Origin of the sequence: Sphingobium terrigena (assembly GCF_003591655.1) — a bacterium.
Lineage (GTDB): Bacteria > Pseudomonadota > Alphaproteobacteria > Sphingomonadales > Sphingomonadaceae > Sphingobium > Sphingobium terrigena.
The window spans coordinates 262,209-287,247 of the sequence record NZ_QVRA01000004.1 but is presented as its reverse complement, the minus strand read 5'-3'; the positions used below and the strand labels follow the sequence as shown (position 1 = coordinate 287,247).

General features: G+C 59.7%; 13 protein-coding genes and 3 pseudogenes. 4 read left to right on the top strand and 12 right to left on the bottom strand.

What is annotated here, in order from left to right:
• Positions 1 to 198: 198 nt before the first annotated feature.
• From D0Z70_RS06655 to D0Z70_RS06640, 4 genes and pseudogenes are all read right to left on the bottom strand, one after another.
• Positions 199 to 1,400, bottom strand: a protein-coding gene (locus D0Z70_RS06655) for an IS3 family transposase (protein ID WP_119744648.1) whose coding sequence is annotated in 2 segments (ribosomal slippage) — positions 199 to 1,095 and positions 1,098 to 1,400 — 1,200 coding nt in all. Because the reading frame shifts where the segments join, the coding sequence is not laid out codon by codon here.
• Positions 1,401 to 2,372: 972 nt separating this feature from the next.
• A pseudogene (locus D0Z70_RS06650) lies at positions 2,373 to 3,442 on the bottom strand (IS5 family transposase).
• Between the two features lie 112 nt (positions 3,443 to 3,554).
• Entirely contained in the window at positions 3,555 to 4,040 is a 486-nt protein-coding gene (locus D0Z70_RS06645; RefSeq protein WP_119744647.1) for a MarR family winged helix-turn-helix transcriptional regulator, read from the bottom strand.
• Positions 4,033 to 5,391 carry a S41 family peptidase gene (locus tag D0Z70_RS06640; RefSeq protein ID WP_220475625.1) on the bottom strand — a complete coding sequence of 453 codons (1,359 nt, stop codon included), beginning with the start codon at positions 5,389 to 5,391 and terminating at the stop codon, positions 4,033 to 4,035. The genes D0Z70_RS06645 and D0Z70_RS06640 overlap by 8 nt, the downstream gene beginning before the upstream one ends.
• Before the next feature lie 694 nt (positions 5,392 to 6,085).
• Between D0Z70_RS06640 and D0Z70_RS06635 the strand changes: the two genes are divergently transcribed.
• Positions 6,086 to 13,462: an autotransporter outer membrane beta-barrel domain-containing protein gene (locus D0Z70_RS06635; protein WP_147418746.1), complete on the top strand. Its 7,377-nt coding sequence runs from the start codon at positions 6,086 to 6,088 to the stop codon at positions 13,460 to 13,462.
• Between the two features lie 12 nt (positions 13,463 to 13,474).
• Here D0Z70_RS06635 and D0Z70_RS06630 read toward each other — a convergent pair.
• Positions 13,475 to 13,729 (bottom strand): annotated as a pseudogene (locus tag D0Z70_RS06630) (transposase); the annotation flags it as partial.
• Between the two features lie 59 nt (positions 13,730 to 13,788).
• Positions 13,789 to 14,876: pseudogene (locus D0Z70_RS06625) on the bottom strand (IS630 family transposase).
• Between the two features lie 95 nt (positions 14,877 to 14,971).
• Between D0Z70_RS06625 and D0Z70_RS06620 the strand changes: the two are divergent.
• On the top strand, positions 14,972 to 15,412 hold the full coding sequence (locus D0Z70_RS06620; protein WP_119744645.1) for a GMC oxidoreductase: 441 nt from the start codon (positions 14,972 to 14,974) through the stop codon (positions 15,410 to 15,412).
• 271 nt (positions 15,413 to 15,683) lie between these two features.
• On the opposite strand, the gene D0Z70_RS06615 is transcribed toward D0Z70_RS06620, so the two are convergent.
• The 6 genes from D0Z70_RS06615 to D0Z70_RS06590 form a co-directional block, all read right to left on the bottom strand.
• A complete protein-coding gene (locus D0Z70_RS06615) occupies positions 15,684 to 16,427 on the bottom strand; it encodes a FadR/GntR family transcriptional regulator (RefSeq protein ID WP_119744644.1) in 744 nt (247 codons plus the stop codon).
• Positions 16,428 to 16,492: 65 nt separating this feature from the next.
• Positions 16,493 to 17,701, bottom strand: coding sequence for a D-mannonate dehydratase ManD (manD, locus tag D0Z70_RS06610; protein WP_119744643.1), 1,209 nt, complete (start codon positions 17,699 to 17,701; stop codon positions 16,493 to 16,495).
• A 143-nt stretch (positions 17,702 to 17,844) separates the two neighbouring features.
• The gene (locus D0Z70_RS06605; RefSeq protein WP_239018836.1) at positions 17,845 to 18,084 is read right to left on the bottom strand and encodes a hypothetical protein; all 240 of its coding nucleotides are present in this window, start codon (positions 18,082 to 18,084) and stop codon (positions 17,845 to 17,847) included.
• A gap of 60 nt (positions 18,085 to 18,144) precedes the next feature.
• Positions 18,145 to 18,501 carry a hypothetical protein gene (locus D0Z70_RS06600; protein WP_147418745.1) on the bottom strand — a complete coding sequence of 119 codons (357 nt, stop codon included), beginning with the start codon at positions 18,499 to 18,501 and terminating at the stop codon, positions 18,145 to 18,147.
• Positions 18,502 to 18,806: 305 nt separating this feature from the next.
• Positions 18,807 to 20,249 (bottom strand): alginate export family protein, encoded by a 1,443-nt coding sequence (locus D0Z70_RS06595; RefSeq protein ID WP_119744641.1) that lies wholly within the window; start codon positions 20,247 to 20,249, stop codon positions 18,807 to 18,809.
• 64 nt (positions 20,250 to 20,313) lie between these two features.
• Positions 20,314 to 21,660 carry a dicarboxylate/amino acid:cation symporter gene (locus D0Z70_RS06590; RefSeq protein WP_119744640.1) on the bottom strand — a complete coding sequence of 449 codons (1,347 nt, stop codon included), beginning with the start codon at positions 21,658 to 21,660 and terminating at the stop codon, positions 20,314 to 20,316.
• Between the two features lie 213 nt (positions 21,661 to 21,873).
• On the opposite strand from D0Z70_RS06590, the gene D0Z70_RS06585 reads away from it, so the two are divergent.
• Together D0Z70_RS06585 and D0Z70_RS06580 are read left to right on the top strand one after the other, a co-directional pair.
• Entirely contained in the window at positions 21,874 to 23,643 is a 1,770-nt protein-coding gene (locus D0Z70_RS06585) for a sensor histidine kinase (protein ID WP_119744639.1), read from the top strand.
• Complete coding sequence (locus tag D0Z70_RS06580) at positions 23,640 to 24,965, top strand: sigma-54-dependent transcriptional regulator (RefSeq protein ID WP_119744638.1); 1,326 nt, start codon at positions 23,640 to 23,642, stop codon at positions 24,963 to 24,965. Before D0Z70_RS06585 ends, D0Z70_RS06580 begins: the two co-directional genes overlap by 4 nt.
• Positions 24,966 to 25,039 lie beyond the last annotated feature (74 nt).

Here is a 25,039-nt window from a genome sequence, read left to right as displayed (position 1 = left end):
GATAAATCTGTCGCCGCTCGTCCAAACCCAGATGCTGATAGCCGTTCATCATGTGCCTTCCTGGAAAAGGGATCAAACCCCTATAAATCCTAGGATTTCGCACTTCGATCTAGAATCCACCATGAGAAAAATTCCGGCGCGATAATAATAGGTATGTTAAATTGTTTAGGAGCGTGCCCTGTATGGTGTTGTTGCCCCCTAAAGGCCGGACAGTTCCTCACGGGTTGAACGTTCGATAAACTCTCTTGGCGATCTGTAGCCTAGAGCGCGATGCGGATGCACGCCATTATAGTGGTCGAGCCATTTTGGCAGCTGGTCGATGACGGCCTGTGCGTTGGGTAGCGGGCTGACGCGGGCGTAGTCTCGTTTGAGGGTCCGGACGAAAGCCTCGGCCATTCCGTTGCTCTGCGGACTTTCGACCGGCGTGGTGCGTGGTGCCAGGCCGATGTCGCGCGCGAAGCGCCTTGTATCTTGGGCAGTGTAGCAGCTGCCGTTATCAGTCAGCCATTCGATGGTGTGGGGCAGCTTGTTCACCTGGCCGAAGCGATGCTCGACGGTGGCAACCATGAGGTCGCGCACGTCCTCGGCGGTGATGCCGCCGGTAGTGGCCACATATCCCATCGCCTCCCGGTCGCAGCAGTCGAGGGCCAAGGCGACGCGGACCTTCTCGCCATTGTCGCAGCCGATCTCGAGGCCGTCCGAACACCAGCGTGTATTGCGAGTGACGACGGCGATCTTGCCGTCATGCCGGCGTTCCTCGCGGCGTCCGGCGTGGCGCTGGAGCAGTAAGCCATGCAGCTTCATGACTCGGTAGACGCGCTTTGGATTGGGCGCTGCGCGCCCGTTTTTTTCCGCCTCGCGGCGCAGCAGGGCATGCACGCGCCGATAGCCATAGGTTGGCAGGTCGGCGATCAGCCTGCGGATATCGGCGGCGAGTTCGGCGTCGGGCAAGGGCGGCCGCCCGCGACGCCGTCGTTCTGCTGGTCGTTGCATTGCGGAGAGATGCGGTCGTGACATGCCGACGGCATTTGCAACCCCGCTCACCGTCCACCCTCGGGCCACGAGGTCGAGCGCAACAGCTGTTTTTTTGGGCCTGCGGCCCGGGAGACAGCCTCGCGCAGCAGTTCGTTCTCCATCGTCTTCTTGCCGAGCAGGCGCTGCAGTTCGCGGACTTGCGCCTCAAGCGCGCGGTAGTCGGATGCGGCCACAACTTCCTCGCCGGCCGCAGCGGCTGTGAGTGCACCCTGAGTCATCAGCCGTCGCCAGGTGAATAGCTGGTTGCCCGCGATGCCATGGCGGCGGGCGACCAGCGACACCGAGTTCCCCGGCAAATAGGTCTCCTCAACGATGCGAATCTTCTCCTCGGGCGTCCAGCGCCGACGGCGCTGCACCGAGGTAATGACCTCTACGCGGTCATACGGTCAGGCATATGCATCACACTTCCATAAGTGTGAGGGCCTGTCAGGCGTTTTTGGGGGCTACTTCATATGGTGACGACATCACATTTCGGAACAATGTAGATGTTCGAATTCCCGGCACCTTTCGCCCAAGGGGATTTGAGTGAATGGAAATCTACCGGCGAGGCGTCACGACAATGTCTATGGGTCAATCGCTTGATAATTTCGACCGCCAAGTTTTCTTTGGCGAAAAGGGCAGATCGAAACTTATCAATCGCGTAGCCGTTACAAGCAAACACATCATGCATCGATGGGGACCGTGCGCGGGCCGCGGAACGGTCTGTGGAGTAAGTGTTCACAGTGATGTAAAACTTTGAATAATATTAAAAATATGGAACTTCGATCATATACGTGAGGATATTGGATGTCGGCTTCGGTTGTATCGCCCTCCCGCAACCAACAATACTTGCGATTGTCGCAAGGTCAGATCACCCGAGGTCGCAGACCGCTTCGAACCCGCCTTTGAGGCGGTTTTTTTGCGTTCCAACGCTATCAAGAGAATGCTCGCCTGGCCTGCTGCCGGTTTGGCGTCGTGACTGTTCCAATCATGGCTCTCCTTCCGGCTCATTCGTAGGTCATCCTGCGGGAGCGTTGGAGAGCCGTCCACGTCATCATTATGCGACGTTCACGCACTGGTTTTTTTCCTCAGATGCGGTCCTTCTGCTTTTTCCTGTTGGCCTTGTAAGACTGGTCGATTGCGACGAACGGATTTTAGCGAAGCAGGTAGCCATGGCCACCGTTGCATGGGGGGGTGGCTTTCTCGTTATGACGGAGTTTCGGGAAGAGCTGGGCACCTCCATCAACCTGGTGATCTGAGCGGATGGTTGCGTAATTGGCCGGCATGGGCGTGATGACGTACTGCGTGGTGGCTCCATACCGCTGCCTTTTGGCCGAAGTTTCGGGTTTCGGGCACAGCTATCCTGCCAGTGCGCGTTGTTCGTGAAAGATCAGGCGGTGCATGTTGTAGGCGAGGTTGGCGAGGGCAATCTTGGCATCGGCGCGCTTGATGCCGATGGTGCGGATGAACAGGCCCATCTGATCCTTCTGCCGGGCGAAGACATGCTCGATGCGGGCGCGGACTTTCGATTTGGCGGCGTTCGCCTTTGCTGTGCGTTCGGGCATGGGCTTGCCGCGCGGCTTCTTGCGGTGAATGCGGCTGACCCGGCTCTGCCGCTTGAGCCATGCCTCGTTGGCCTGGCTGCGGTAGGCGGTGTCCGCCCAGACGTCGGAAGCAGTGTTGTCGCCGGTGACGACATCGCGCAGCATCCGCCCGTCGAAGCGCGCACCGTCGGTGACCTTGCATTTGCGGATGAAGCCGAAGGTCCGGCAGATCGACACGCTGCTCTTGAAGCTGAAGCTTGGGATGGCGATGCCCGGCTTGCCGTTCGCCAGCGGCCTGGCCTTGGCGAACTTGAGCGTCCAACGCGCGTCCGTATCCTTCTGCGCGGCCCGGGCGGGCTCATCGGGCCAGATCTCGCAGGCGCTCTTGCCTGCCTTGATCGCATCCTTTTCGGCCGCAGTGTTGCGCTGCTTGGGCGCGGCCACCAGCGTTGCATCGACGATCTGCCCACCCATGGCAAGATAGCCGCGTTCCTTGAGCTGCCGGTCGAAGTCGGTGAACACCGCGTCGAGCGCGCCCGCCTCGGTCAGCTTCTCGCGAAATACCGGATGGTGTTGGCATCGGGCGTCGCCGCGCCAAGGTCGAAGCCCAGGAACCGCAGCCAGCTGAGGCGATCGCGGATCAGATACTCCATCCGTGCATCGGCGACATTGGTCTGCGCCGCCAGCACTAGCACCTTGAGCATCGCTACAGGGTCATAGGGCGGGCGACCGCCCTATGACCCGTCGCCATAGGCCAGCGCGGCAACCAGTACCGGGCGAAATGCCTCGAAGTCGATGATCCGGCCCAGTTCCTCCAGCGGATCGCCATGCGCCGAAAGCCGCTTCAGATGATCCGATAACCCGAACAATCCAGCCTGACGCATCGCCGCCTCCTGTCAGTCCCAATGAATCAAATCACACGTCGATTGGCCAGGGGCTTTTTGGAGGTGCCCAGATGCCTCGCGGCGCCTCATGACGTCTGACGGTTCCCTGCGCTCAGCCCAAGGAATGTATGCGCTTATCCAGCGGCTTCTCGTTCAGCGCATCAGCAGTCCGATCGACAAATTGCCTTATGTCACCCACTTCTGCGAACAGCCCGTCATAGGCCGTGCGGATCAGAGCGGTGCATTGCTCAAATTTTGCCAGTTGCATCATGCCTTCCTCTGTGAGGTGGAATATCCTTCGCCGGGCATCATGTTGGTCGGCTTGATGCTCTATGAGACCAAGGCTGACAAGTTTGGGTATCTTTTGCATCACCAACTGATGTGAATGCCCCAATTCCCGCGCCAGATCCGACGCTGATGCCGTACCCAGCTTCGCAAGCACGATCATCAAGGAACAGGAACGAACCGGGATGACGACCCCCATCCCATCGAAGACCATTTTGGTTTGATCAGCGATCAGGACGCTCAGCCGCTCGACCGCGCGGCCAAGAAACACGCCGTCATCGATCGCGACCGGATTAGGCTTCCGCTCAGTCAAGGCGCTTGTACGTCTGGATGCTGCCGTCCTTGTTCACGCGTTCCAGCGACGTCACTTTTCCAGGCTGGCTATTGAAGCGATATCGGAAATCCGACACCCCTTCCACCGCGAAAAGATCGGGGCCAATCGGCTCCAGCGCGACGCGAAACCGGTCCCGCCAGATATAATAGAGCGTGCCGTTTTCCCGGATGATCCGGCGTCCCTCATATTTGCCCACGGCTTTCTGAACCATATCGGCATCGATGGCGGGCCGCTGAATATCTGCCGTCAGGACCGGGAGCAGCCAGGCCAATTCTGCTTGCCTGGCATCATTGCCCTTCGCCAGATTTTCGAGTGCCAGCTTATGGGCAAGGGCCAGTGCGCGAATGGAGGGGCTTTCAATATCAGGCTGCACCCCGGTGCCTTCGAAATCGCTATGATCGACGGGATCGCGTATCTGGCCGATCGGCACCTGCACCAGGAAATCGTCATTCATCGGTTTACGCGCAACCGGATGCGCGCCACCAGCGGTCCGTTCTCCGATCAGTGTCGCTCGGCCCAGCTTTTTCATCGTGTAGGAAAACCATTCGGCGGAGGAAAATGACGTGGACCCTGTCAGGATATAGACTGGCTTGTCCACCATGCGCTTGCCCGGCAGGCCGGGCAGCACCCATTGTCCGCGATCGATCCGCCTGCCGTCCTCATTATAGTAATAATCAAAGAGCAGCTGGTCTTTTTCACTGGAAAAGAAATAGCTGGCGATAAACTGCGCCATCTCCAGATAGCCGCCATTATTATAACGCAGATCGATAATCACTGCATCGCTACTGTCGATGAAACGCATGGCGGCGGCGGCCTTGTCATAGGCAGGCTCCGGATCGGCAAAATAGCTGAACCGGATATACCCGATATTGCCGCTCAGCCGCGAAACCTCGTCGAAGCCGAAATTAGTCTCCTCCTGCCTGCGCGCCTCTTCCTTGCGTATCTCCGCGTTGCGCGACGGGTCTGCCTTTGCCCGGAATTCGGCGATCCATTTCGGGTCCACCCCCACGTAAAAGTGCAGGTCGCCGCTCACCTTGATCAGGTCGTCGGTCAGCTTGCTCGCAAATGCTTCCTGCGTGGTCGCCATATCATAATCGCCGTTTTTCAAATGCTCCTGAAGCACTGGCGCGATTTTCACGGCGACGTCGGGAAAGGCATAATTGGCTTTGAGGGTGCTGTTGAGGGCCGCGACGACCGCGGCCTTTTCGTCAACCGACATGGTCGGAGCGCTGGCAATGGCCGTGGTCGACCAGAATATTGACAGCGCCGAGACGACGGCGAGCAGGGGTAGGCGATTGCGCATTCTGCCGATCTCCATGGCGATTGCCATACATACAACATATTGCGCAATATGTTGCAATTAAAATTCCTAAAGCCGGGCGGGATGCGAAGGCGGCCATAGCCCTCCGTAGTCTGGTATGCTCCACTCTGTGACTTGTCAGCCGTGATGATTGCCCCAAATGCCTCCGTTCCACGAGGTTAGCGGTGCTTGTCCTTTTGGGGAGGGGCGATGCCCGATTAGAGAAATACTTCAGGACTCTGCCATAACAGCCTCATATGGGTTTTTTGGGCATTTACATGCAATTTTCAGACAAGCTGCGTCGTGCCAGCGGCGTCAGCCTTCTTGTCTTCTCAGCAATGCTCACTGACTTTGCGATAGCCCGTTCCGCCGGTCACAAGTGGGATGACCATTTGCGATGGCGCCGATAATGAAGGTATTGTCATCACATCCGAGAATATAAGCGTCTCGCTATCCAGCGGCGCGCGGGCGGGGAATAATCTACGCCGGATTGCCCGGTCTGGAGACTGGCGGGCGGATGTGAAGGGCGAAAATCTCGACCGATCTTGAGCATTCTATTGTTGCGACGCTGATTTCCTTGGCGAATATCATCACCAAAAGTTCCATTAACTTCAAATTTTACATCTCGACAAGAATGAAGAGGCACGCCATGTCGCGATAATAGATTGAAATTTGACGCTATATCGGCGGTACATTCGGGGGGTTTTCAATGATCGGCGGGACTATGATATCGGCGCGTCGCTGGACCCTGGCGCTTGGCACCAGCGTAGCCGCCTTGGCCACCGCTTCAGCCTCGCCTGCATGGGCGCAATGTGCGCCGTCTCCGGTCGTGGCGGACAGTATAACGACTTGCAGCGGCACGGAGACCAATGGGCTGACGGTGGCCGTCGACAAGGCCCAGGTCGTGGTCGATGCTGGTGCGGTGGTTTCCGGGCCGGGGCGTGGTGGCATCATGGTGCTGCCGGTGGCTGCCGGCTATGGTTATCGGTCTTCTACCTCCACGATCACCGTTCGCGGTATGGTATCTGGCAACCATGCTGGCATATCCGTTGCCGCCGGTCCGGATGGTGCAACCTATTATCCCTACGGTATTTTGACACAGAGTGCCATCGTGGTCGAGCAGGATGGCACGATCCAGGGTGATGTCGGTATCGAAGTCAATCCAAATGGCGGAGATTATGACGGTTGGTCCTGGGTCACGCTCGACAATAGCGGGACAATAAGCGGGAGCAGCGGCATCGCCCTGCGCGGCAATGATTCGGGTTCTGGTCGCTTTGCTTCGATCCACAATCGTGCGACCGGCGTGATTGGTTCCATTTCAAGTCAGGTCGGTTCGCTCAACAATGAAGGACTTATTGACGGCGGCGCGAATAGCGCGATCAGCGATGGCCCCGGCTATTATGGCTCTTATGCCTATTACGGCCAAGGCACGATCGCCAACCGCGGCACCATTCGGTCTAACGGAGACGCTGCCACGATCTTCCAATATCGCAATTATAATTTTGGCAATTATGTCGAGAATGGCGGCCTGATCGAAAATCTGGGTTCTGGGGCTGCGATAGCGGGAAACACAAGTTTCGTTCTTGATAATGGTGTGGACGGCATCATTCGCAGCGCGTCGGGCACCGCTATAGCCGCGTCGAACTATCTGTCGATTACCAATGCTGGCCGTATCGAAAGTATAGGCAATGCGATCGAAGCGGGTAATCGCCTGCTGCTGACCAACAGCGGCACCATTAGCGGCAATGTTGTCTCCAAGACTAACAATGCCAATAGCGGCAGCTTGATCGACAATCGTGCTGGTGTGATTGAGGGTGATGTGCTGCTGGGCAGTGGCGATGATGTGTCCATCGCTGATAGCGCCGGTATGGGCACTATCACCGGTCGACTGGACGCCGGTGGTGGCGTGGACACGGTCCGCTACCTGTTTGACGAGAGTACGACCCTTAATGCGGGTATAGCGCTTCCCGCCAGTTTCGAGCAGATTGCCCTGTGGATTAGCAAAAGTTCGACGCTGACCTTGGGGGCGGACTTCATTTCAAACAAAACAATCGCTGTTGGTGGGGGCGATCCGTATCTTTACAACCCGGAAAACCGGTTCATCAATCAGGGTCTGATCGATACGGACGGCCAGGCGTTGGTCAGCGATTACGCTGCGAGCGGGGGCCTGACGGTTCGCAATGAAGGACAAATCAGAGCACGTCTTACGAACACGGACATGTTCGCGGTCCACCTGAGCAACGAGGCCAATTTCAGCAATAGTGGCTCGATCAATGTGACCGGCGGTAACGCCGTTCTGTTGACGCGGGGCGATAAGTTGGAAAATAGTGGTTCCATTATCGCCGACGGGACAGCAGTCAGTACGACGATCGCACTGGCCAATAGCGGGACGATACGGTCCACCAGCGGCACAGGCGCGCAACTCAGCTATAGCTATCAAAACCGTTCTTCCAATAGCGGCGTGATCGAGGGGGAAACCACTGGCGTACGTCTCCTTTATGCCACGCTGGTCAATAGCGGGACAATCCGTTCGGACGGAACCGCGCTGGAACTTGTCGATAACAGCAGTTTCTATAACGAGGCGGGCGCTGTCGTTCGTGGTGGCACGACCGCAGTTCAAAATTCTCCACTCTACCCCTTTGCAGGACGCTCCCTGATTTCCAATGCCGGCTTGATTCAGGGCGATGTCAACTTTGGCGATGGCTATGGTGGCATGACGTCCAATAATGTGTTCATCGCGCGCGCGGGTGGTATACTGGATGGCGACCTGAATCTGGGCAGCGGCAACGACACACTCGTAACCAGCTTCGTGAACGATGGGCTGGGCGAGTTTGCCGGGATCAGTGGCAGAGTTACGGGCAGCGGCCGCGAAAATCTTCACTACATCATCGACGGAACGGCCACGACGGATGTTGGCAAGGTCGGCATATTTTCACGAATGGGCTATGAACTGACCCCTGGCAGCGCTCTGACCCTGACTGGATCGAGTACGCCTGCCGATACGCTGGTTTTTGCCGGTCAGGGCAGCGTCGATATGGCAGCAGACATTGTCGGCAGCCTGTACGATCCGCTGATCCGTATGGATGTCGCTTCCTATCTCACCGATGGAGAGGGGCAGACGCTAGCCAACGCCGTTACACTGGTTAGTCGTGGCGCCTTGTCCAAGACAATGGTGAACAGCTATGATTATGGCGCTCCGTTGATCAACGTTGGCGCAGGCAACAGCTTTGAAAATGCCGGAACGATTTTGGTAGAGGGTGGCCAATATTCTCGGCTGTCGGCCATAGTTAATGGCGGTACGGTTATCAATAGCGGAACAATTGAAGTCAATCGGGCTGATGCCGTTAACAATTATTATTATTCTTTCGATGTCGGCTCGGAATTCATCAATAGTGGCATTATCCGGGAGGCTGGCAATGGCGATGGGACAGGCCGGGGCGTCGTCAACGCGACGACGCTGATCAACAGCGGCACGATCGATATGGGCGGGACGGCTATTGTATATGATTATGTTTATCGTGGAGCCGGGCTGACCAATAGTGGCCTGATCCGTACCGCCAGCGGGGCGGCCATTACGGGTAGCTATTATATGGCTGCGATCCGCAATGATGCTGCCGGAATCATCCAGGGGGGTATTGGTGGTGTCGCCATTTGGCTGGGCACTGGTCAAATCAGCAATGCGGGCACGATCAAGGGCGATGTTCGCTTCGGGATCGATTATTATAATGGTCCTGGTGTTTATATCGCCGACGGCGGCACGATCGAGGGCAATCTGCGCTTCGGCAGCGCGAACGACATTCTGATCCAGACCGACGACGATCTTGGCGTGACCGGTACGATCGATGGTGGCGCAGGACAGGACATGTTCGGTCGCGTCTTTACGCAGGACGCCACTGTCCTGCTGGGTGCTCGTCCGGACATCGAGTTCGAGCGCGATTATCTGCTGGCACGAGCGGGGGCCACCGTATCGATAGATGCGTCGGCGACGTCGAGCGATGCGCTGTTCGTCGGCGGCGACGGCACGATCGTCAACCTGGCTACGCTCTATTCTGCTGTTTCGACAGATATTCCCTATTATTCTTCTTCCCAAACTTTCACCGCCTATCTTCCCAGAAAATTGGCATCCTTCGTCAATAGCGGCACGCTGAACGGTGGTTTTTCCGGCAAGACCATATTTTTCGAGAATCTGGGCAACATTGGCATTAGCAATCTCAGTTACAGTTCGGCGGTCATTCAAGCTGGTTATGAGGGCGATCTCCACTTCGCCAATAGCGGCACAATCACCGGTTCCGCCTTCGGTGCGGTCGATCTGTTTGGCGAGGGTATTTCGGCCGTCAGTCTTCGTAATGATGGGCTGATTGAGGGGCGTATGACAGTGAGTGCCGCCTTTGCCAATGATGTGGCAGGCAGTATCGAAATAGCGAATAACGGTCTCGTCGATGGAAATATGTACATCACTGCGGCCTTTGCCGGAGAAAGCGCTGGCAATGTTTTGGTCAATAATAACGGTACGATCCGCGCGGATACTGGCAACGCCCTTGCAATCAGCAACGATCACTATGCGGGGATCAGCAGCGGGAATTACTCGCTGAATAACAGCGGCCTGATCGAAACGGACGGCGGGGCAACTGCTGCGGTTGGCCTGTGGCTGGACCGTTATAACACGACCGATACTGCCCATATTACTAACAGCGGTACGATCCGCGCTAATGGGGATGGGGTGACCGAAACCTATTCCTATTGGGGCTATGGCGATTTCATCTATACCACGCCGTCAGCTGCCATCGCTCTCACTGGCAATGACGCGACCACGCTGACCTTGTCCAACGCGGCGGGTGGCACGATCGAAGCGACCGGCGAGTTGTCCACCGCGATCCTCGTCACAAACGCTGCGTTGACCCTCGACAATGCCGGTACGATCCGGAGTGGTGCTGGCACGACCCTTGGCGATGCCGATCAACTCGCGCTTGCGCTCGGCAATCCCTATCTGGCCGGGGCGATCCAGACGGTCGGCGTTGCGGCGGACAGCGTTACCAACAGCGGCACGATCATCGGATCGATCGACCTGGGCTTTGGTGATGATGTTATCGTCAATCGCGGTACAATCATCGGCGACGTCTATCTACGCGATGGCGACGACAGTTTCACCCAGTTGGCGAGCGCGAACCTGCAAGGCACCGTCGATGGCGGCGCTGGCACCGACAGCTTCATCGTCGATGCGACGGGCGGCGGCGCGGTGAATGCCGACCAGTTCGTCAATTTCGAGCGCTTCTCCCAGATCGGCGCGGGCAATGTCAGCTATACCGGCGCCTTCAGCTTCGACACGATCGGCCTGGACGGCGGCACCGTCACGGTGGCGGCGGGCGAGACGCTGAGTAGCGCCAGCGCGACCACCATCACTGGTGGCGCGGGCAATGACCACGTGGTAAATGACGGTACGATTGCGGGTGGGATCGATCTTGCTGGCGGCGATGACAGTATCATCAACCGCGGTTTGATAGATGGTCCGGTGTCCCTTGGCGCAGGCGACGACAGCTTCGTCGAACATTCGGGCAGCAGGGTTACCGGAACAATCGAAGGTGGATCTGGAACAGACCTTTACCGGATCGTTTTGGCTGGCGAGGTTAAAAGAATAACCGGACACGTCGGCTTCGAACAACTATCAGTCGAAGGGCAAGGTTTGTTGACGGTGGAAATGGGCCAGGGTCAAAGTTACGATTCGATCGCTCTCAACGATAGCGGGCTTTCTCTCACGCTTATCACCAACGGGCAATTCATCGGTCGAGTTCTTGGTAGCGAAAGTCACGAACGTGTTCGCCTGATCGGTGACGTCGGTGACGTCAGATTGGGTGGCGGAAATGACAATTTGGTCATCGACATGACGCAGGCTGCTGGCATTTATAACGGCGGAGAGGGCGTGGACACTCTGACGTTCGCCAGCGAGGAACAGGTCACGTTGGCCGGAACAGTAACCGACTTCGAAACGGTTTTTTTGGCCGGTAGTCTTTTCGTGACAGGGCAACTTGGTAGCGCGGGTCGCGACCTGCGTTTCGGCGACGAAGCCGATTCGCTTGTCATCGGCGCTAGTGGCCGGTTGCTTGGCCAAATAGATTTAGGTCGCGGCGATGATACCGTTCGCGTCGCTGAAGGGGGACTGTGGCAGGGTACTCTATCAGGCGGCAGCGGGCGCAACAGTCTAATTCTGGAAATTGGAAGTGCTCGTACACTAGATGGCAGCAGCATCAATGGTTTCAGTACAATCACGGCGCAAGGGAACGGCACGCTGACGCTAGCCAATATTTTCGCCGATCAAAACCTGGACATCGAAGGTGATCTGGTCTTGGCACGTTCAGCCAGATTGACCTTTGCTAGCGTTGCATTTGGCAGCCGAGACAGTCGCTTTACTATAAACGGCCTCTTTGATGGCACGATCGATGGCGGATCGGGTCGTAGTAGCATCCTGCTGGATTCCGGCAGCGCTGTGGCACCGGTCCGCTTTGCCGGGGTTAGCAACATTGCTGGGCTCGACATGATTGGTGGCTTTGCGACCATATCGGGCAACGCCGATCTGGGTGCTGTCGACCTTAGCAGCGGGCATCTAGTAGGCCTTGCTGGATCGATCATTCGCGCCAGTAACATTGAGGTTCGGCGGAATGCCACATTTACATCGGCAGGCCATGTGATCGGCAATGTCAATGTCGCGGGCACGCTCAGCCCCGGCGCATCGCCCGGCACGATGACCGTGACCGGCAATGTCGCGCTGGCGGGCGGATCGACCACGCTGATGGAGATCACGCCTGCCATATCTGATCAGCTGCTGATTTCTGGCACGCTGACGATCGCGCAGGGGGCGGGCCTCGTCCTGACCGCTGATCAGCAGGTGAAGCCCGGCACCACGCTGGACCTCATCATCGCCAATGGCGGCATATCGGGCAGCTATGCCAGCATCTCGAAGCCCGACAGTCTGTTCGGTTTCATCATTCAGGACGATAAGCGCATCCGCCTGTTTGGCCAGTTCCTCAACAATGGCAGCTTCACGCCGCAGGTGCAGCGCGCCATCGATTACACCAATGCGGTGATCGCGGCAGGCACGGTCAGCGATGGCCTGATCGACGCGCTACCCGTGCTGGCAACGGCATCTGGCGCGTCGAACACAGCCGCCTTCGCGCGGCTGACGGCTGAGCCTTATGCTTCTGCGACCCAGATGGGCGTGGAGAATGGCCTGACGATCGCCAATGCCACGCGCAGCATTGCCCGACTGTCGGGCGACGACGCGCCGCGGGCGTTCAGCATCGGCCAATATCTGGGCGGCCTGGGCCGGATCGCGGCCGACGATCAGGCCGGCCAGTCGGCGAGCCGATCGCGCAGCTACGGCTTGCTCGGTGGCCTCGGCATCGGCACGGATCGCTGGTCGATCACGGGCTTTGGTGGCTATCTGGACGCGCGCCAGACGCTGCGTCAGTTGAGATCGCAGACCGATGCCGATGGCTGGTTTGCCGGTGTTGCGGGCAGCTATGCGATGGGCGCGCTGCGGTTCGACGCGACGCTGGCCTACCATCAGCTCGATGCCGATGCCGATCGGCTGACGCCCGATGGTGGCAAGGCGCATGGCCGCTTCCGCCTGAAGAACTGGATCGGCGACCTGTCGCTTTCTTACGAGGCCTCTCTGGGCAGAGACTGGGCGGCGCAGCCGGATATCGGCGTGACCTATGTCGCGACAACCCGCACGGGCCTGAGCGAAAACAATGGCAGCGTCTGGGCACTCGACGTCGCCAAGGACGAACATGATGCGCTGTTCGCCGATGGCGGCATCGCCTTTAGCCGCAGCCGGGCTTCGGACGCGTCATTCCGTCCGTTCGTGCGGCTGGGCGTCCAATATCAGCTGAAGGGCCGCAGCGTTGAGGTGCTGGGAGGCTTTGCAGGCTCGAACCAGAACCTGCTCTCGCTTGGCGCGCGCCGTGGCGGATTGGTAGGCAGCGTCAGCGGCGGCGCGGAGATGCGAGTCAGGTCCGCCCTCTCCCTGTTCGCCAACGCCGCCCAGACCTATAGTGAGAGCGACCGTCGGGCGTCCGCCAACATCGGGATGAAGTTCGCCTTTTAGAGCGGTTTTCGATCATTTCAGTTCGCATCCGCATGATCTGAAGTAGTTGGCGCATTCGTCCGGGTGGAAGATATCAACGAGTTTGCCGATCAAGCTCCACAGGCCGGTGACGGTACGCTCGCCCGCTTTACGGCGCATGGCCTTAAAGCGGGAGAACGCTTTCTCGATCGGGTTGAAGTCGGGGCTACAGGGCGGGAGAAAGCGCAGGGTTGCGCCTGCAGCCTCTATGAGCAACTGCACCGATACGCGCTTGTGGCTTGACAGGTGGGTACCTCCATCAACCTGGTGATCTGAGCGGATGGGTGCGTAATACCAACCAGCATTGATCACGACCCACTCGCCCATTTGCGGCGTCCGATTGTCATGATGTGCCAAGGCTGATCAATCAACCTGTTCCAGGCGTCGCAACAAAGGTCGATGACGTTGTCGTGAGACGTGAATATCCGATTGGACAGCCAGTTGTCGCGCATGAATTGCCAGATATTTTCGACCGGGTTGAGCTCCGGGCATTGCGGCGGCAGCGGGACGATGCTGATATTTTCGGGCACTTTCAGCTTCCTGGTCATGTGCCATCCGGCCTGATCCATCAGCAGCACGCCGTGGGCACCCGGCTCGATGGCGAGCGATATTTCCGCCAGGTGCAGCGACATGGTCTGGGTATTGCAGAACGGAAGGACCAGGCCAGCCCCTTTGCCCAGTTCTGGGCAGATGGCGCCAAAGATAGAGGCTGATTTCGTCCTCTGATCCTTCGGTGCCGACGGCCCAGTGCCGCGCTTGGCCCAGCGGCGGGTGATCTTGTTTTTCTGGCCAATGCGGGCTTCGTCCCTGAATCAAGTTCAGGGCAGGCTCTGAAACCAGACCTCTATCGGCGTGCCGCTCGGGAGGGCTGCTTTGACCTTTGCCAACTCGGCTGCAAAGCCCCCCTTTTTGAAGCCCTCCATCGCATATTCGTTCTGGGTGTGCTGGCGCGGGCGCGCCGTCAGTTTGACATAGCCCTGCTTCTTCAACTCCCGCCCCACGGTCGTTTCCGTCAGGGACACCCCAAATCCATCATGGAGCCACCGCGCCAGATCCATCAGTCGCCAGCGGACAACTCCATGGATCGCCGGTATCGGGCCGCTTTCAACTATCTCTGCAAGGGCCAAGCGCTGGGCATCATTCAACAAGGGGGCTTGCCCGGTGCCTTGCCGTCGAGGAGCCCAGCAGGACCTCGATCATTGAACCGCACGACCCAGTCGCGCACGATCTGCAATGTTACCCCGCCGATCCGCGCCGCATCGCTGCGGCTCCCGCCATCATATATTTCCGCCAAGGCCAGCAGTCGACGACCCTGGTTCGCGTTTCTGGTCGCGCGCGCCAGCCGTCTCAAGTCGGCCGCATCAAAGTCGTCCCGCAATCCAATCGCTGCACCCATAGCAATGCCCTCCAAACGGCACACATAGATTCAGAAATTTGCCGCTTTGGGAATCCCACACGTGAGTCAGCATCAAGCGAGCTTGGTAGAACACGCTGCGACCACGTTCGCGCGGAACGGTGGAGATCGTGTCCGCCGATCCATCCGTACTGCCGCGCATTACATTTGACCCGCTAGCGGATGAAGAGGATGTTCGTAAGCAAATTGAGCTGTTGCGCTTCGTCCGAAAGCTGGCGGCTACACCGCCGCTGTGCGATCTTATCGTCACCGAAACCAGACCTGGCGCGTCGTTCGAGACAGATGGCCAACTTAGGGATGCAATCTTGCAATTTGGTGCGGCCTCTTATCACGCCGCCGGGACGTGCCGCATGGGCAATGACGATGACTCTGTCGTTGATGCACTTGCGCGGGTTCGCGGTGTTGATGGCTTGCATGTGGTCGACCTTTCGATCGCGCCATTTTTGCTCAGCGGGAACACCTTTGCCCCCGTTGCCGCCCTTGCATGGCGCGCGACTGAACTGCTTCGCCGCTGTTAGCAATGCCAGCGAGCGGACACCCACGCATTTTATACTGGTGACGTGCGCGACGGGAGGAACCATATACCGCCCGTCAATCCGATGGTGCATGGTGAGCGTTTTTATCGGCGCGCGCCGAACAGGAGGCTTCGCGAAAATGCTGTGCGGCCCTTGCCAAGGTTCGATTGACCGCGCCGGCGTGACCCGGCCCAGCCGAGGTCGGGCCGCCCATGCCCGTGCGAAGGGTCGCGACGTTCTAGCCATTCAATTCCCCAGCACCTTGTTACCGGCGCTATCTTCCGTTAGCCAAGCGCTGCCTTTTGCTACCAATCTCTTTCCTGGCGTTTTCGATCATCTCCAGCTCCGTGACCGCCAGCAAGTCTTCCGACACGCGGGTGAGATGGCCTCGCATCGCTGATCTGGCCAAATCATTGTCGCGTGCTATGAGCGCATCATAAATGCGCCGATGTTCATGAGGCCTTGGATTGATCCCGCCTTGCCGGGCCTGCTCAAACATATGGCGACACAGCGGCGATGTTTCCCGCAAGTCCCAAAGATGCTCAATGGCTTGCTCAATAAGACTGTTTTTCGTCGCTTGAGCGATCATCAGGTGGAAAGTTCGATCCAACGCCAGTTCGGTCGTGGACGAAGGGTTCGCTGCTTCCATCTGGTCCAATATCGCTTTGAGCTCGGTCAATTCCTCGTCGGTCATGACGGCGGCCGCCAAAGCCGCGGCTTCTCCTTCAAACATCAGGCGCGCCTCGATCAACTCGAACGCGCCGACGTTCAGCTCCGCGGCGGCATGTACATTGGGCGGCGAGACAACGACATAGACACCTGAACCGTGGCGCACTTCGACAAGCTGCCGGATTTCCAGCGCGATAATCGCTTCCCGGATCGTCGGTCGGCTGACACTGAACTGTTCGGCTAGATCGCGTTCAGGCGGCAGCCGGGACCCCGGCTGATGCACGCCCTCCCGGATGCCGCGCTCGATTTCAAGCGCGACGCGCTGATATAGTTTCACACGTTCTGCCATGCCATGGGCATGTCACAGGCCATGGCCGTTCGCAAGTCATCTTACCAATTGTTCCCGCCTGTCCATCACCAGTTCCACATCGTGCCGTCTTCCAGCCGCGCGACCGGCAGATAGGCGGGCTTGTAGGGATATTTGGCGGCTAGTGCCTCGTCGATGTCCACGCCATGACCGGACGCTTCGCCGCAGAAGAGTTCGCCCTTGTCGAAACGATAGTCGTGCGGGAATACGGCGTCGGTTTCTTCTGTATGGCGCATATATTCCTGAATGCCGAAATTGGGCACCCAGGTGTCGAAATGTAGCGCGGTGCCCATGGTGACAGGCGACAGGTCAGTCGCGCCATGGCTGCCGGTGCGAATCTGATAGAGGGCGGCGAGGTCGGCGATACGGCGCAAATGCGTGACGCCGCCTGCACTGACGATGGTACAGCGGATATAATCGATCAGCTGGTTCTGGATCAGGTCCTTCGCGTCCCAGATGGTATTGAAGATCTCGCCCACCGCCAGCGGCGTGACGCTGTGCTGGCGGATCAGCTTGAAGGCTTCCTGATTTTCCGCGGGCGTCACGTCTTCCAGCCAGAACAGCTGGTAGGGTTCCAGCATCTTGGCCAGATTGGCGGCCTCCTGCGGGGTATAGCGATGATGGCCGTCATGCAGCAGACGCGGACCAAAGCCATAAGTGTCGCGCAGCGTCTCGAACAGCTTGGGGATATAGTTCAGCGCCTTGCGCGTATCCCAGCCGGTGACTGAAGGCAGCGCCGCGTCGGCCGGTTCGTAGAACAGCTTACCTCGGCCCACGCCATAGGCGTCCTTGATGCCCGGCACGCCCGTCTGCGCGCGAATGGCCTTGTAGCCAAGGTCAATATACTGCCCCACCGCATCGACCGTTTCGGCAATATCACTACCATTGGCATGACCATAGACCATGATGCCGTCACGGCTGCGCCCGCCCAGAAGCTGATAGAGCGGCATATTGGCCATCTTCGCCTTGATATCCCACAGCGCCACATCGACGGCGGCGATCGCGCGCATCGTCACCGGGCCGCGGCGCCAATAGGCACCACGATATAGATATTGCCAAATATCCTCGATCCGACGCGGGTCCATACCGATCAGACAGGGGACGACATGATCCTCCAAATAGGCGACGACCGCCTTTTCCCGTCCGTTCATGGTCGCGTCGCCAATGCCATAGACGCCCTGATCGGTCATGATCTTGAGCGTGACGAAATTGCGCCCCGGGCAGGTGACGATGACCTTGGCCGATATAATCTTCACGGACGATCTCCCCAAACCGATACGGGCGTTGCACCCAATCCCATCTCAACCTCGACCATATTGGACTTACCTATTTTTGACAATAGGTCAGATCACATGAAGGTGCGATTGGCTGATCTCGCAAACAGCGCCATGTTTCGCGGTCATGCTGCAGCGATGCTTGGGCGATTGCGCAACAACAACCAAAGCGTCGCCATCCCGATAATGTCGAGCGCGCCAAGCATCACGAACAGCGGCGAATAGCCGAATATGTCGGCGCTTTGACCGATCAGCGGGGTGATGAGCGCGCGGTTCAGCATCTGGTGCGCGAACCCGCCGACGCAAAAGAGCACGATCGCCAGCCCTGGCGAACCGGCAAGGCCGATGCACGCCGGGCCGATCATGCAGTCCGCTCCGATCGACTTGGTGATCTTGTGCGACGCGAATACGCTCTCACTCAGCGCTCATCCGTCCTGGCCACTACCCTGATGCAAGCCGACGCCGTGCCGGACCAGCTTGTACCAGCCGATGCCCTGGGTCTGATCGATCGGGCGGTTGAGCGTCGCTGCCGCCGGGCTATCGGGCAGGTAGGAGCCGATCCTGTTCCAGCTATGGGGTACTTCCACCGATTGCCATGGCGTATCGCTGGCGGGCGGCGCGGCCGCGTCGCTCAGCTGAAATCCCCAGCCAGACGTTAACACGACACCAAGCCGGACATGTTTGGCGGCGAGGGAAGTCACCGGTTGCGCCTGCGCGAAGAACGGCGTTGCAACCGAGCAGGGCAGCGCCGCCGACAGCATGGATAACCGATGGGGGATCAAGGCGCTCTCCTGAACACGCTAACACGCGAAAAAATGGTATGACCAGACTGCCTGAAACAGCTGATATTTGTCAATCCAATTGGCTAGTGTGCTTTTGCCTGTATATGGAAAGCTGGTCCGGCGTGCCGCTGATCCCTGACTACCGGAGCAGCATGACATAGGGGCGCAGCCCCGTGTCTATCAGCCTATGTCAATCTCGGATGGCGCCTCCTGTCACGGCGCGAGAAGTGACTGAGCGGAAAAAGTCCAGCTTGCGTGTCGGGCGGAGGGAGGGACGGCGGCGGCCATGATTCCCAATCCCCTCGTCAAAACCGGAAACTCAGCCAGGTCGCCAAGAAGGCGGAGTTGCGATAACCGGCCGCCTTCAAGACCTGCTGCGCTTGTAAATATTCGGCCCGCGTCGTCAGCGTCAGCCTGGGCGAGATCGCATAGACGATCTGCGCGCGGGCGAGTTGCGCAACTGCCTTGCCCGGCACCTGTTCGGTGCCGACATAGGGCGAATAATTGGCGCGATAGACAGCGTCGCGCGCATCGTCGCGCCAGCTGAACTGATATTCCAGGCTGGCGCGCACGCCCTTGATCGGCTGGAATGAGATATTGGGGGCGACCGCAATCAGGTTGGTGGCGGTCAGGAACAGGCCGTAGCTGAAATAGATATTGTTGCCGAATGGCGCATAGGCGTTACGCAGCGTACCCGTGTCATAACCACCACCGCCGCTGCCATAATCGAAGTGGACGCCAACGCGCGGCGCGCTCTTGTCCGCGCCCAGACGGACCGTTTGCGCGGCAAAGGCCTGCCAAGCGCGGATCGGGCGATCGTTGAACTGGCCATATTGATGGACCAGCGTCCAGTCGAGCGCGACCGGGCCAACGTCGCCCCACAGCCGCGCCCCGGCATAATAGCGCACCGCGGGCGACACGACGCCGCCCCATGTCCCGACGCGATTGCGCCGCCGCCAGAAGAAGGGATCGAAATAGAGGCTCGATCCGCCCAGCCAATGGGTCGGCAGCACGAAGCCCGCCGACACGCCGCTGAACCGCCGGTTCTTGTCTGGCACATCGTCGCCAAGGCCGCCATTGCCCAGATCGGTCGTTTCGAAATCGAACAGCGTTGCGCGCATGGTCGATGTCCGCGCCCAGGCGCGGGTGCCGTTCAGGACGAAGCGGATAGTGTTATTGTCGCGCTGGGAAATCAGCAGGTTGGGACCGTCGGTAAATTCCTGCCGCCCATAGCGGATGCCCAGATCGACATCGCCCACGCGCCCCTTGGCCTCGGCAAAATATTGCTGGCGCACGAAGCTGTTGCGCAGCGATCCCGACGGCGTGCTGACATTCTTGCCCGATAATTGGCCATGGGCAATTTCGCCATAGAAGCGCAGATGATCGCCAATATGCAGGTCCGCACCGCCCACCAGGCGCACAATGTCCTGCCGTTGTTCCGGCCCTTCGATCAGCTGCGGGTTGCTGGTCAGGTTCATGCGCAATCGCGCTTCACCGCTCAGCGTCAGATAGATGTCGCCATCGTCATCGAGCGGCAGATATTTGAGACGATCGAGAATGTCGTCGCGCTTGGCCGGGTCGGCATAGGCGCTCCAATCCTCTGCCCAGCGAGAGAGGTTATAGCCCCTCGTCGTCGCGCCATCGCCCTGAGCGGCGGCGGGATAGGTTTCAGGCACGGCGGTCTGGGCGGCTACGGGCATCGCCCAGGCGAGCGTCAACGCGCCGCATAGCAGGCGGGTCATGGACATGATTTTGGAACCAATCTGTCAGGGGAAGGCGGCCGTCAAGCGGCGCAGGCCTTGCTGAGAAACGTCAGGCGGCGGTCAGCACGGCCTGCGGCGAGGCTTCGACAACCTCCGGCGCAGGCAACTGCCCGTCAAGCGCGGCGTTCAACTTCTCGCGGTCCAGCCCGCCTTCCCAGCGTGCGACGACGATGGTAGCCACGGCATTGCCGATGAAATTGGTGAGGCTGCGGCATTCGCTCATGAAGCGGTCCACGCCCAGAATCAGCGCCATGCCCGCCAGCGGCACCGTCGGCACGATCGACAGGGTGGCGGCCAGCGTGATGAAGCCCGCACCAGTCACGCCCGCCGCGCCCTTGGACGACAGCATCGCAACGCCCAGCAGCAGCAATTCCTGCCCCAGCGTCAGCTCCACGCCGGTCGCCTGCGCGATGAACAAGGCCGCCAACGTCATATAGATATTGGTACCGTCCAGATTGAAGCTGTAGCCGGTGGGGACGACCAGCCCGACGATAGACTTTTCGCAACCTGCCCGCTCCATCTTCTCAATGAGGTTGGGCAGCGCGGCTTCGGACGATGATGTCCCCAGCACCAGCAGCAGTTCCGCCTTGAGGTAGCGCAGCAGCTTGAAGATGGAAAAGCCGGTCAACCGCGCCACGCTCCCCAGCACCACGACCACGAACAGCAAGGATGTGAGGTAGAATGTCGCGACCAGCGCGCCGAGATTGGCGAGGCTACCGACGCCATATTTGCCGATGGTGAAGGCGATCGCTCCGAAGGCACCGATGGGGGCCGCGCGCATCAGGATCGACACCAGCTTGAAGACGATGAGGCTGAGGCGCTCCATGAAGCGGATCACGGGTGCTGCCGGTTCGCCGACCATGCTGATCGCGATGCCGAACAGGATCGCGATCAGCAGGATTTGGAGGATGTTGCCGTCGGTGAAAGCGCTGACCAGTCTCGTGGGGATGACGCCCAGCAGGAAGCCGGTGAGCGTCGATTCATGCGCCTTGGCGGCATAATCGGCGACCGCGCCGCCATCCAGCGTGGCGGGATCGATATTCATGCCCGCGCCCGGCTGGACGAGATTGGCGACGATCAGGCCGACGACCAGCGCCAGCGTCGAGAAGGTCAGGAAATAGGCGAAGGCCTTGCCCGCCACCCGGCCAACCGACCCCAATTCCTTCATGCCCGCAATGCCGGTGACGATGGTGAGGAAAATGACCGGGGCGATGATCATCTTGACCAGCTTGATGAAGCCATCGCCGAGCGGCTTCATCGCTTCTCCATAAGCGGGCCAGACATGACCGAGCAGCGCGCCGAGGATGATCGCGACAATGACCTGGACATAGAGTTGCGAGGCGAGACCCTTGCGCACAGGGGGCGGGGAGGCTGGCGGAAAACTCTGTTTGATCATGGCGCTTGCTCCATCTCCATAAGCCGCCGCTGGCTCAGTCTTTGCGGCAAGGTGATGGTGCGGGGAAAATGATGTGGTGCCAAATATCGGCGGGATATTACATCAAAATACTGATTTAAAATGATAATGGTGTAGGATTGTCCCCCCTCGCTGTCCGTATCTATGTGGATTTCCACATCGCCATGACTAGGATTGTGTGATAATCCACACAATATGAGTCGTTTTGCTTCCCTGCCCGATTGGACCCGCAGCCTTTCGCCACTGCTGCTGGCCATCACGTTGGTCGTCCTAGCATCGGCTGTGTTTGCCGACCGCTATCATCGCAGCCTGCGCGTCCAGGCGATCAGCACGGAGCGCAACGAAACCACGCAGCAGACCCGTGCCGTGTTGCGCCTGCTGGAATCGGAGTTGCAGAAATTCCGCCTGCTGCCCGTTGTCCTGAGCGAATATCCTGATCTGCGCGCGGCGCTGCGATCGGGGCGGGTGGACATGACGCTCAATGATAAGCTGGCCGTGCTGACGGCCAAGACCGGCGCTGGCGCGATCTTCGCGCTGGATCGGTCGGGCCGAACAATTGCGGCGTCCAATGCGCGGTTGCCCGACAGTTTCGTGGGACAGGATTATAGTTTCCGCCCCTATTATCGCCTCGGCTGGACCAAAGGTGGTGGCGAATATTTCGCGCTCGGCACGGTCAGCCGCCGTCCCGGCCTCTATCTGTCCCGTCGGATCGAGGGCAGCGACGGTCCGATCGGCGTGATCGTGGTCAAGGTGGAGTTTGACGCGATCGAGCGGACCTGGCGGGACCGGCGCGCACTCAGTTTCGTGGCCGACGCCAATGGCGTGCTATTGCTCAGCAGCGACCCCGCGCTGCGATTTCGCGCGTTGCGGGCGATCGATCCGGCGCGCAAGGCGCAGATCAAGCAGGCGCTGCAATTTGGCGGTGCGCCCCTGACGCCGCTGGGTATCGCGATCGGTCCCGATGGCCTGACCCGGATGCGCGACGGGTCGCAGGCGATGACAGCAAACCTGCCCGTGCCGGTGGCTGGCTGGCGGCTTTATCATATCGAGCCGCTGGACAATGCGTTGCAGGCGACCCGACAACGGGCCAATGTTGCAGTGTTCCTGTTCATCATGCTGTTGTCGCTGCTTCTGGCGGGACTGGCCTGGGCGATTGTGCGACGCCGCAGGGCGCATGAAGTGCGAGCGATGTTGGAGCGGGAGGTGGCGTTGCGCACCGCCGATCTGGCGCGGGAAATGGATGCTCGTGCGACCGCCGACCAGCGCTATCGCCAGGCGCGCGAGGAGCTGGCCCATGCCAATCGGCTTGGCACGCTCGGCACGATTTCGGCCGGCGTCGCGCATGAAATCAATCAGCCGGTCGCCACGATCCGCACCTTTGCCGAAAATGCGGCCGCCTTTCTGGATCGCGCGCAGCCGCAGCAGGCGGCCACCAATTTGCGCGAAATCGTGGCGATGACAGACCGGATCGGCAGCATCACCGCGCAATTGCGTCGCTATGCCCGGCGCGGCGTTGGTACGATCGGCCCGGTGTCGATGGCACAGGTTATTGATGGCGTGCGGCTGCTGGTGGGTGACCAGTATCGCAGCGCCGGGGTGACGCTGTCGCTGCCGACGCCCGGCCCTGACATCCATGTACGGGCCGGGCGCGTCCGTCTGGAGCAGGTATTGGTCAACCTGCTGACCAATGCGCTGGAGGCAGTGCGCGATCAGCCTGATTCCTGGGTCCGGGTCGATCTGACGCAATCGGACGGGCGCGTCATTCTGGACGTGCGCGACAGCGGCACGGGGATTGATCGCGCCGTCGCCGACCAGCTGTTCATGCCCTTTGCCACCACCAAGACGGGCGGGCTGGGCCTTGGCCTCCACATCGCCCGCGACATCATGGTGGAGTTTGGCGGCACGCTCGACCATGTCGCCAGCGACGACCATACCTTGTTCCGCATGACATTGGATGCGCTATGACCGAGATGCCGATCCTGCTGGTCGATGACGACGATGCGCTGCGGAGTGCCTTGGTGCAGTCTTTCCAACTGGCCGACATGGCGGTGGAGGCTTTTGCCGATGGCGCGTCGGCGCTGGCGCGGCTGGACGCGGGCTTTGGCGGCGCGATCATATCGGACATCCGGATGCCGCGCATGGACGGGATGGAACTGTTCAAACGGGTCGCGGCGATCGACCATGAAATTCCGGTGATCCTGATGACCGGCCATGGCGACGTGCCGATGGCGGTCGCAGCGCTCAAGACCGGGGCGTTCGATTTCATCGCCAAGCCTTTCGCCACCGATCATCTGGTCGCATCAGCCCGCCGGGCGCTGGAGATGCGGCGGCTGGTGCTGGACAATCGCCGCTTGCGCGCAGCGGCCGACGAAAGCGCGGGCGGCGAACCGCTGATCGGCGAAACCCCGGCCATGGTCCGCCTGCGCGAAAATATGCGCCAGGTCGCCGACGCCGATGTCGACATATTGATCGAAGGGGAGACCGGCACCGGCAAGGAACTGGTCGCGACCCTGCTCCATCGCTGGAGCCGCAGGCGCGGTCGCCCCTTTGTCGCGATCAACTGCGCCGCGCTGCCCGATGCGATTGCCGAGGTCGACCTGTTCGGACAGGAAAGCGGGCGCGCCGCCCACAACCGCACGACCCAGCCGGGCAGGATAGCCCGCGCCAACAAGGGGTCGCTCTTTCTGGACGAGATAGAGAGTAGTCCGACCTGGTTGCAGGGCGCGCTGCTGCGCGTGCTGGAGGAACGGGAAATCCTGCCGGTTGGTGCGCAGCAGCCGCAAGCGATAGACCTGCGTGTGATCGCGGCGACCAAGCCGGGGATTGAGGCCAGCGTCGCCGAAGGGCGCTTTCGCGCCGACCTTCTTTACCGGCTCGACATGGTGCGCCTGCGCATCCCGCCGCTGCGCGAACGGCGCGCCGATATTCCATTACTGTTTGGTTATTTGTTGCATCAGGCAGCCGACCAGATGAAGCGCGACGTTCCCCGTATCGGCCCGGACGTTCAGGCCTATCTGGCGGACTATGACTGGCCGGGCAATGTGCGCGAACTCACCAATTTCGCCAAGCGCACCGTATTGGGCATGCAGGCGGATGGCGCGGGGGAGGGGGGTGCGCTCTCCCTCACCCAGCAGGTCGAACGTTTCGAGGCGGGCGTGATCCGGCAGGTGCTGGAGCGGGTCGGGGGCGACGCGCGGTCGGCCATGGCCGAACTGCATCTGCCGCGCAAAACCTTCTACGACAAGCTCAACCGCCACGGGATAGAGATTGACCGATACCGGCGGTGAGCCGTCCAGCAGATAGTGTCCGCCACAGGTAAGCGCTTTTTTGCAACGATCCGTGCAAGTCATTCTATTGGATC

Coding starts and splice junctions, on each gene's coding strand:
- D0Z70_RS06640 (WP_220475625.1), bottom strand. CDS start 5,391: ATGGCAATCGCCATGGAGATCGGCAGAATGCGCAATCGCCTACCCCTG.
- D0Z70_RS06635 (WP_147418746.1), top strand. CDS start 6,086: ATGATATCGGCGCGTCGCTGGACCCTGGCGCTTGGCACCAGCGTAGCC.
- D0Z70_RS06615 (WP_119744644.1), bottom strand. CDS start 16,427: ATGGCAGAACGTGTGAAACTATATCAGCGCGTCGCGCTTGAAATCGAG.
- D0Z70_RS06605 (WP_239018836.1), bottom strand. CDS start 18,084: ATGATCGGCCCGGCGTGCATCGGCCTTGCCGGTTCGCCAGGGCTGGCG.
- D0Z70_RS06595 (WP_119744641.1), bottom strand. CDS start 20,249: ATGTCCATGACCCGCCTGCTATGCGGCGCGTTGACGCTCGCCTGGGCG.
- D0Z70_RS06590 (WP_119744640.1), bottom strand. CDS start 21,660: ATGATCAAACAGAGTTTTCCGCCAGCCTCCCCGCCCCCTGTGCGCAAG.
- D0Z70_RS06585 (WP_119744639.1), top strand. CDS start 21,874: ATGAGTCGTTTTGCTTCCCTGCCCGATTGGACCCGCAGCCTTTCGCCA.
- D0Z70_RS06580 (WP_119744638.1), top strand. CDS start 23,640: ATGACCGAGATGCCGATCCTGCTGGTCGATGACGACGATGCGCTGCGG.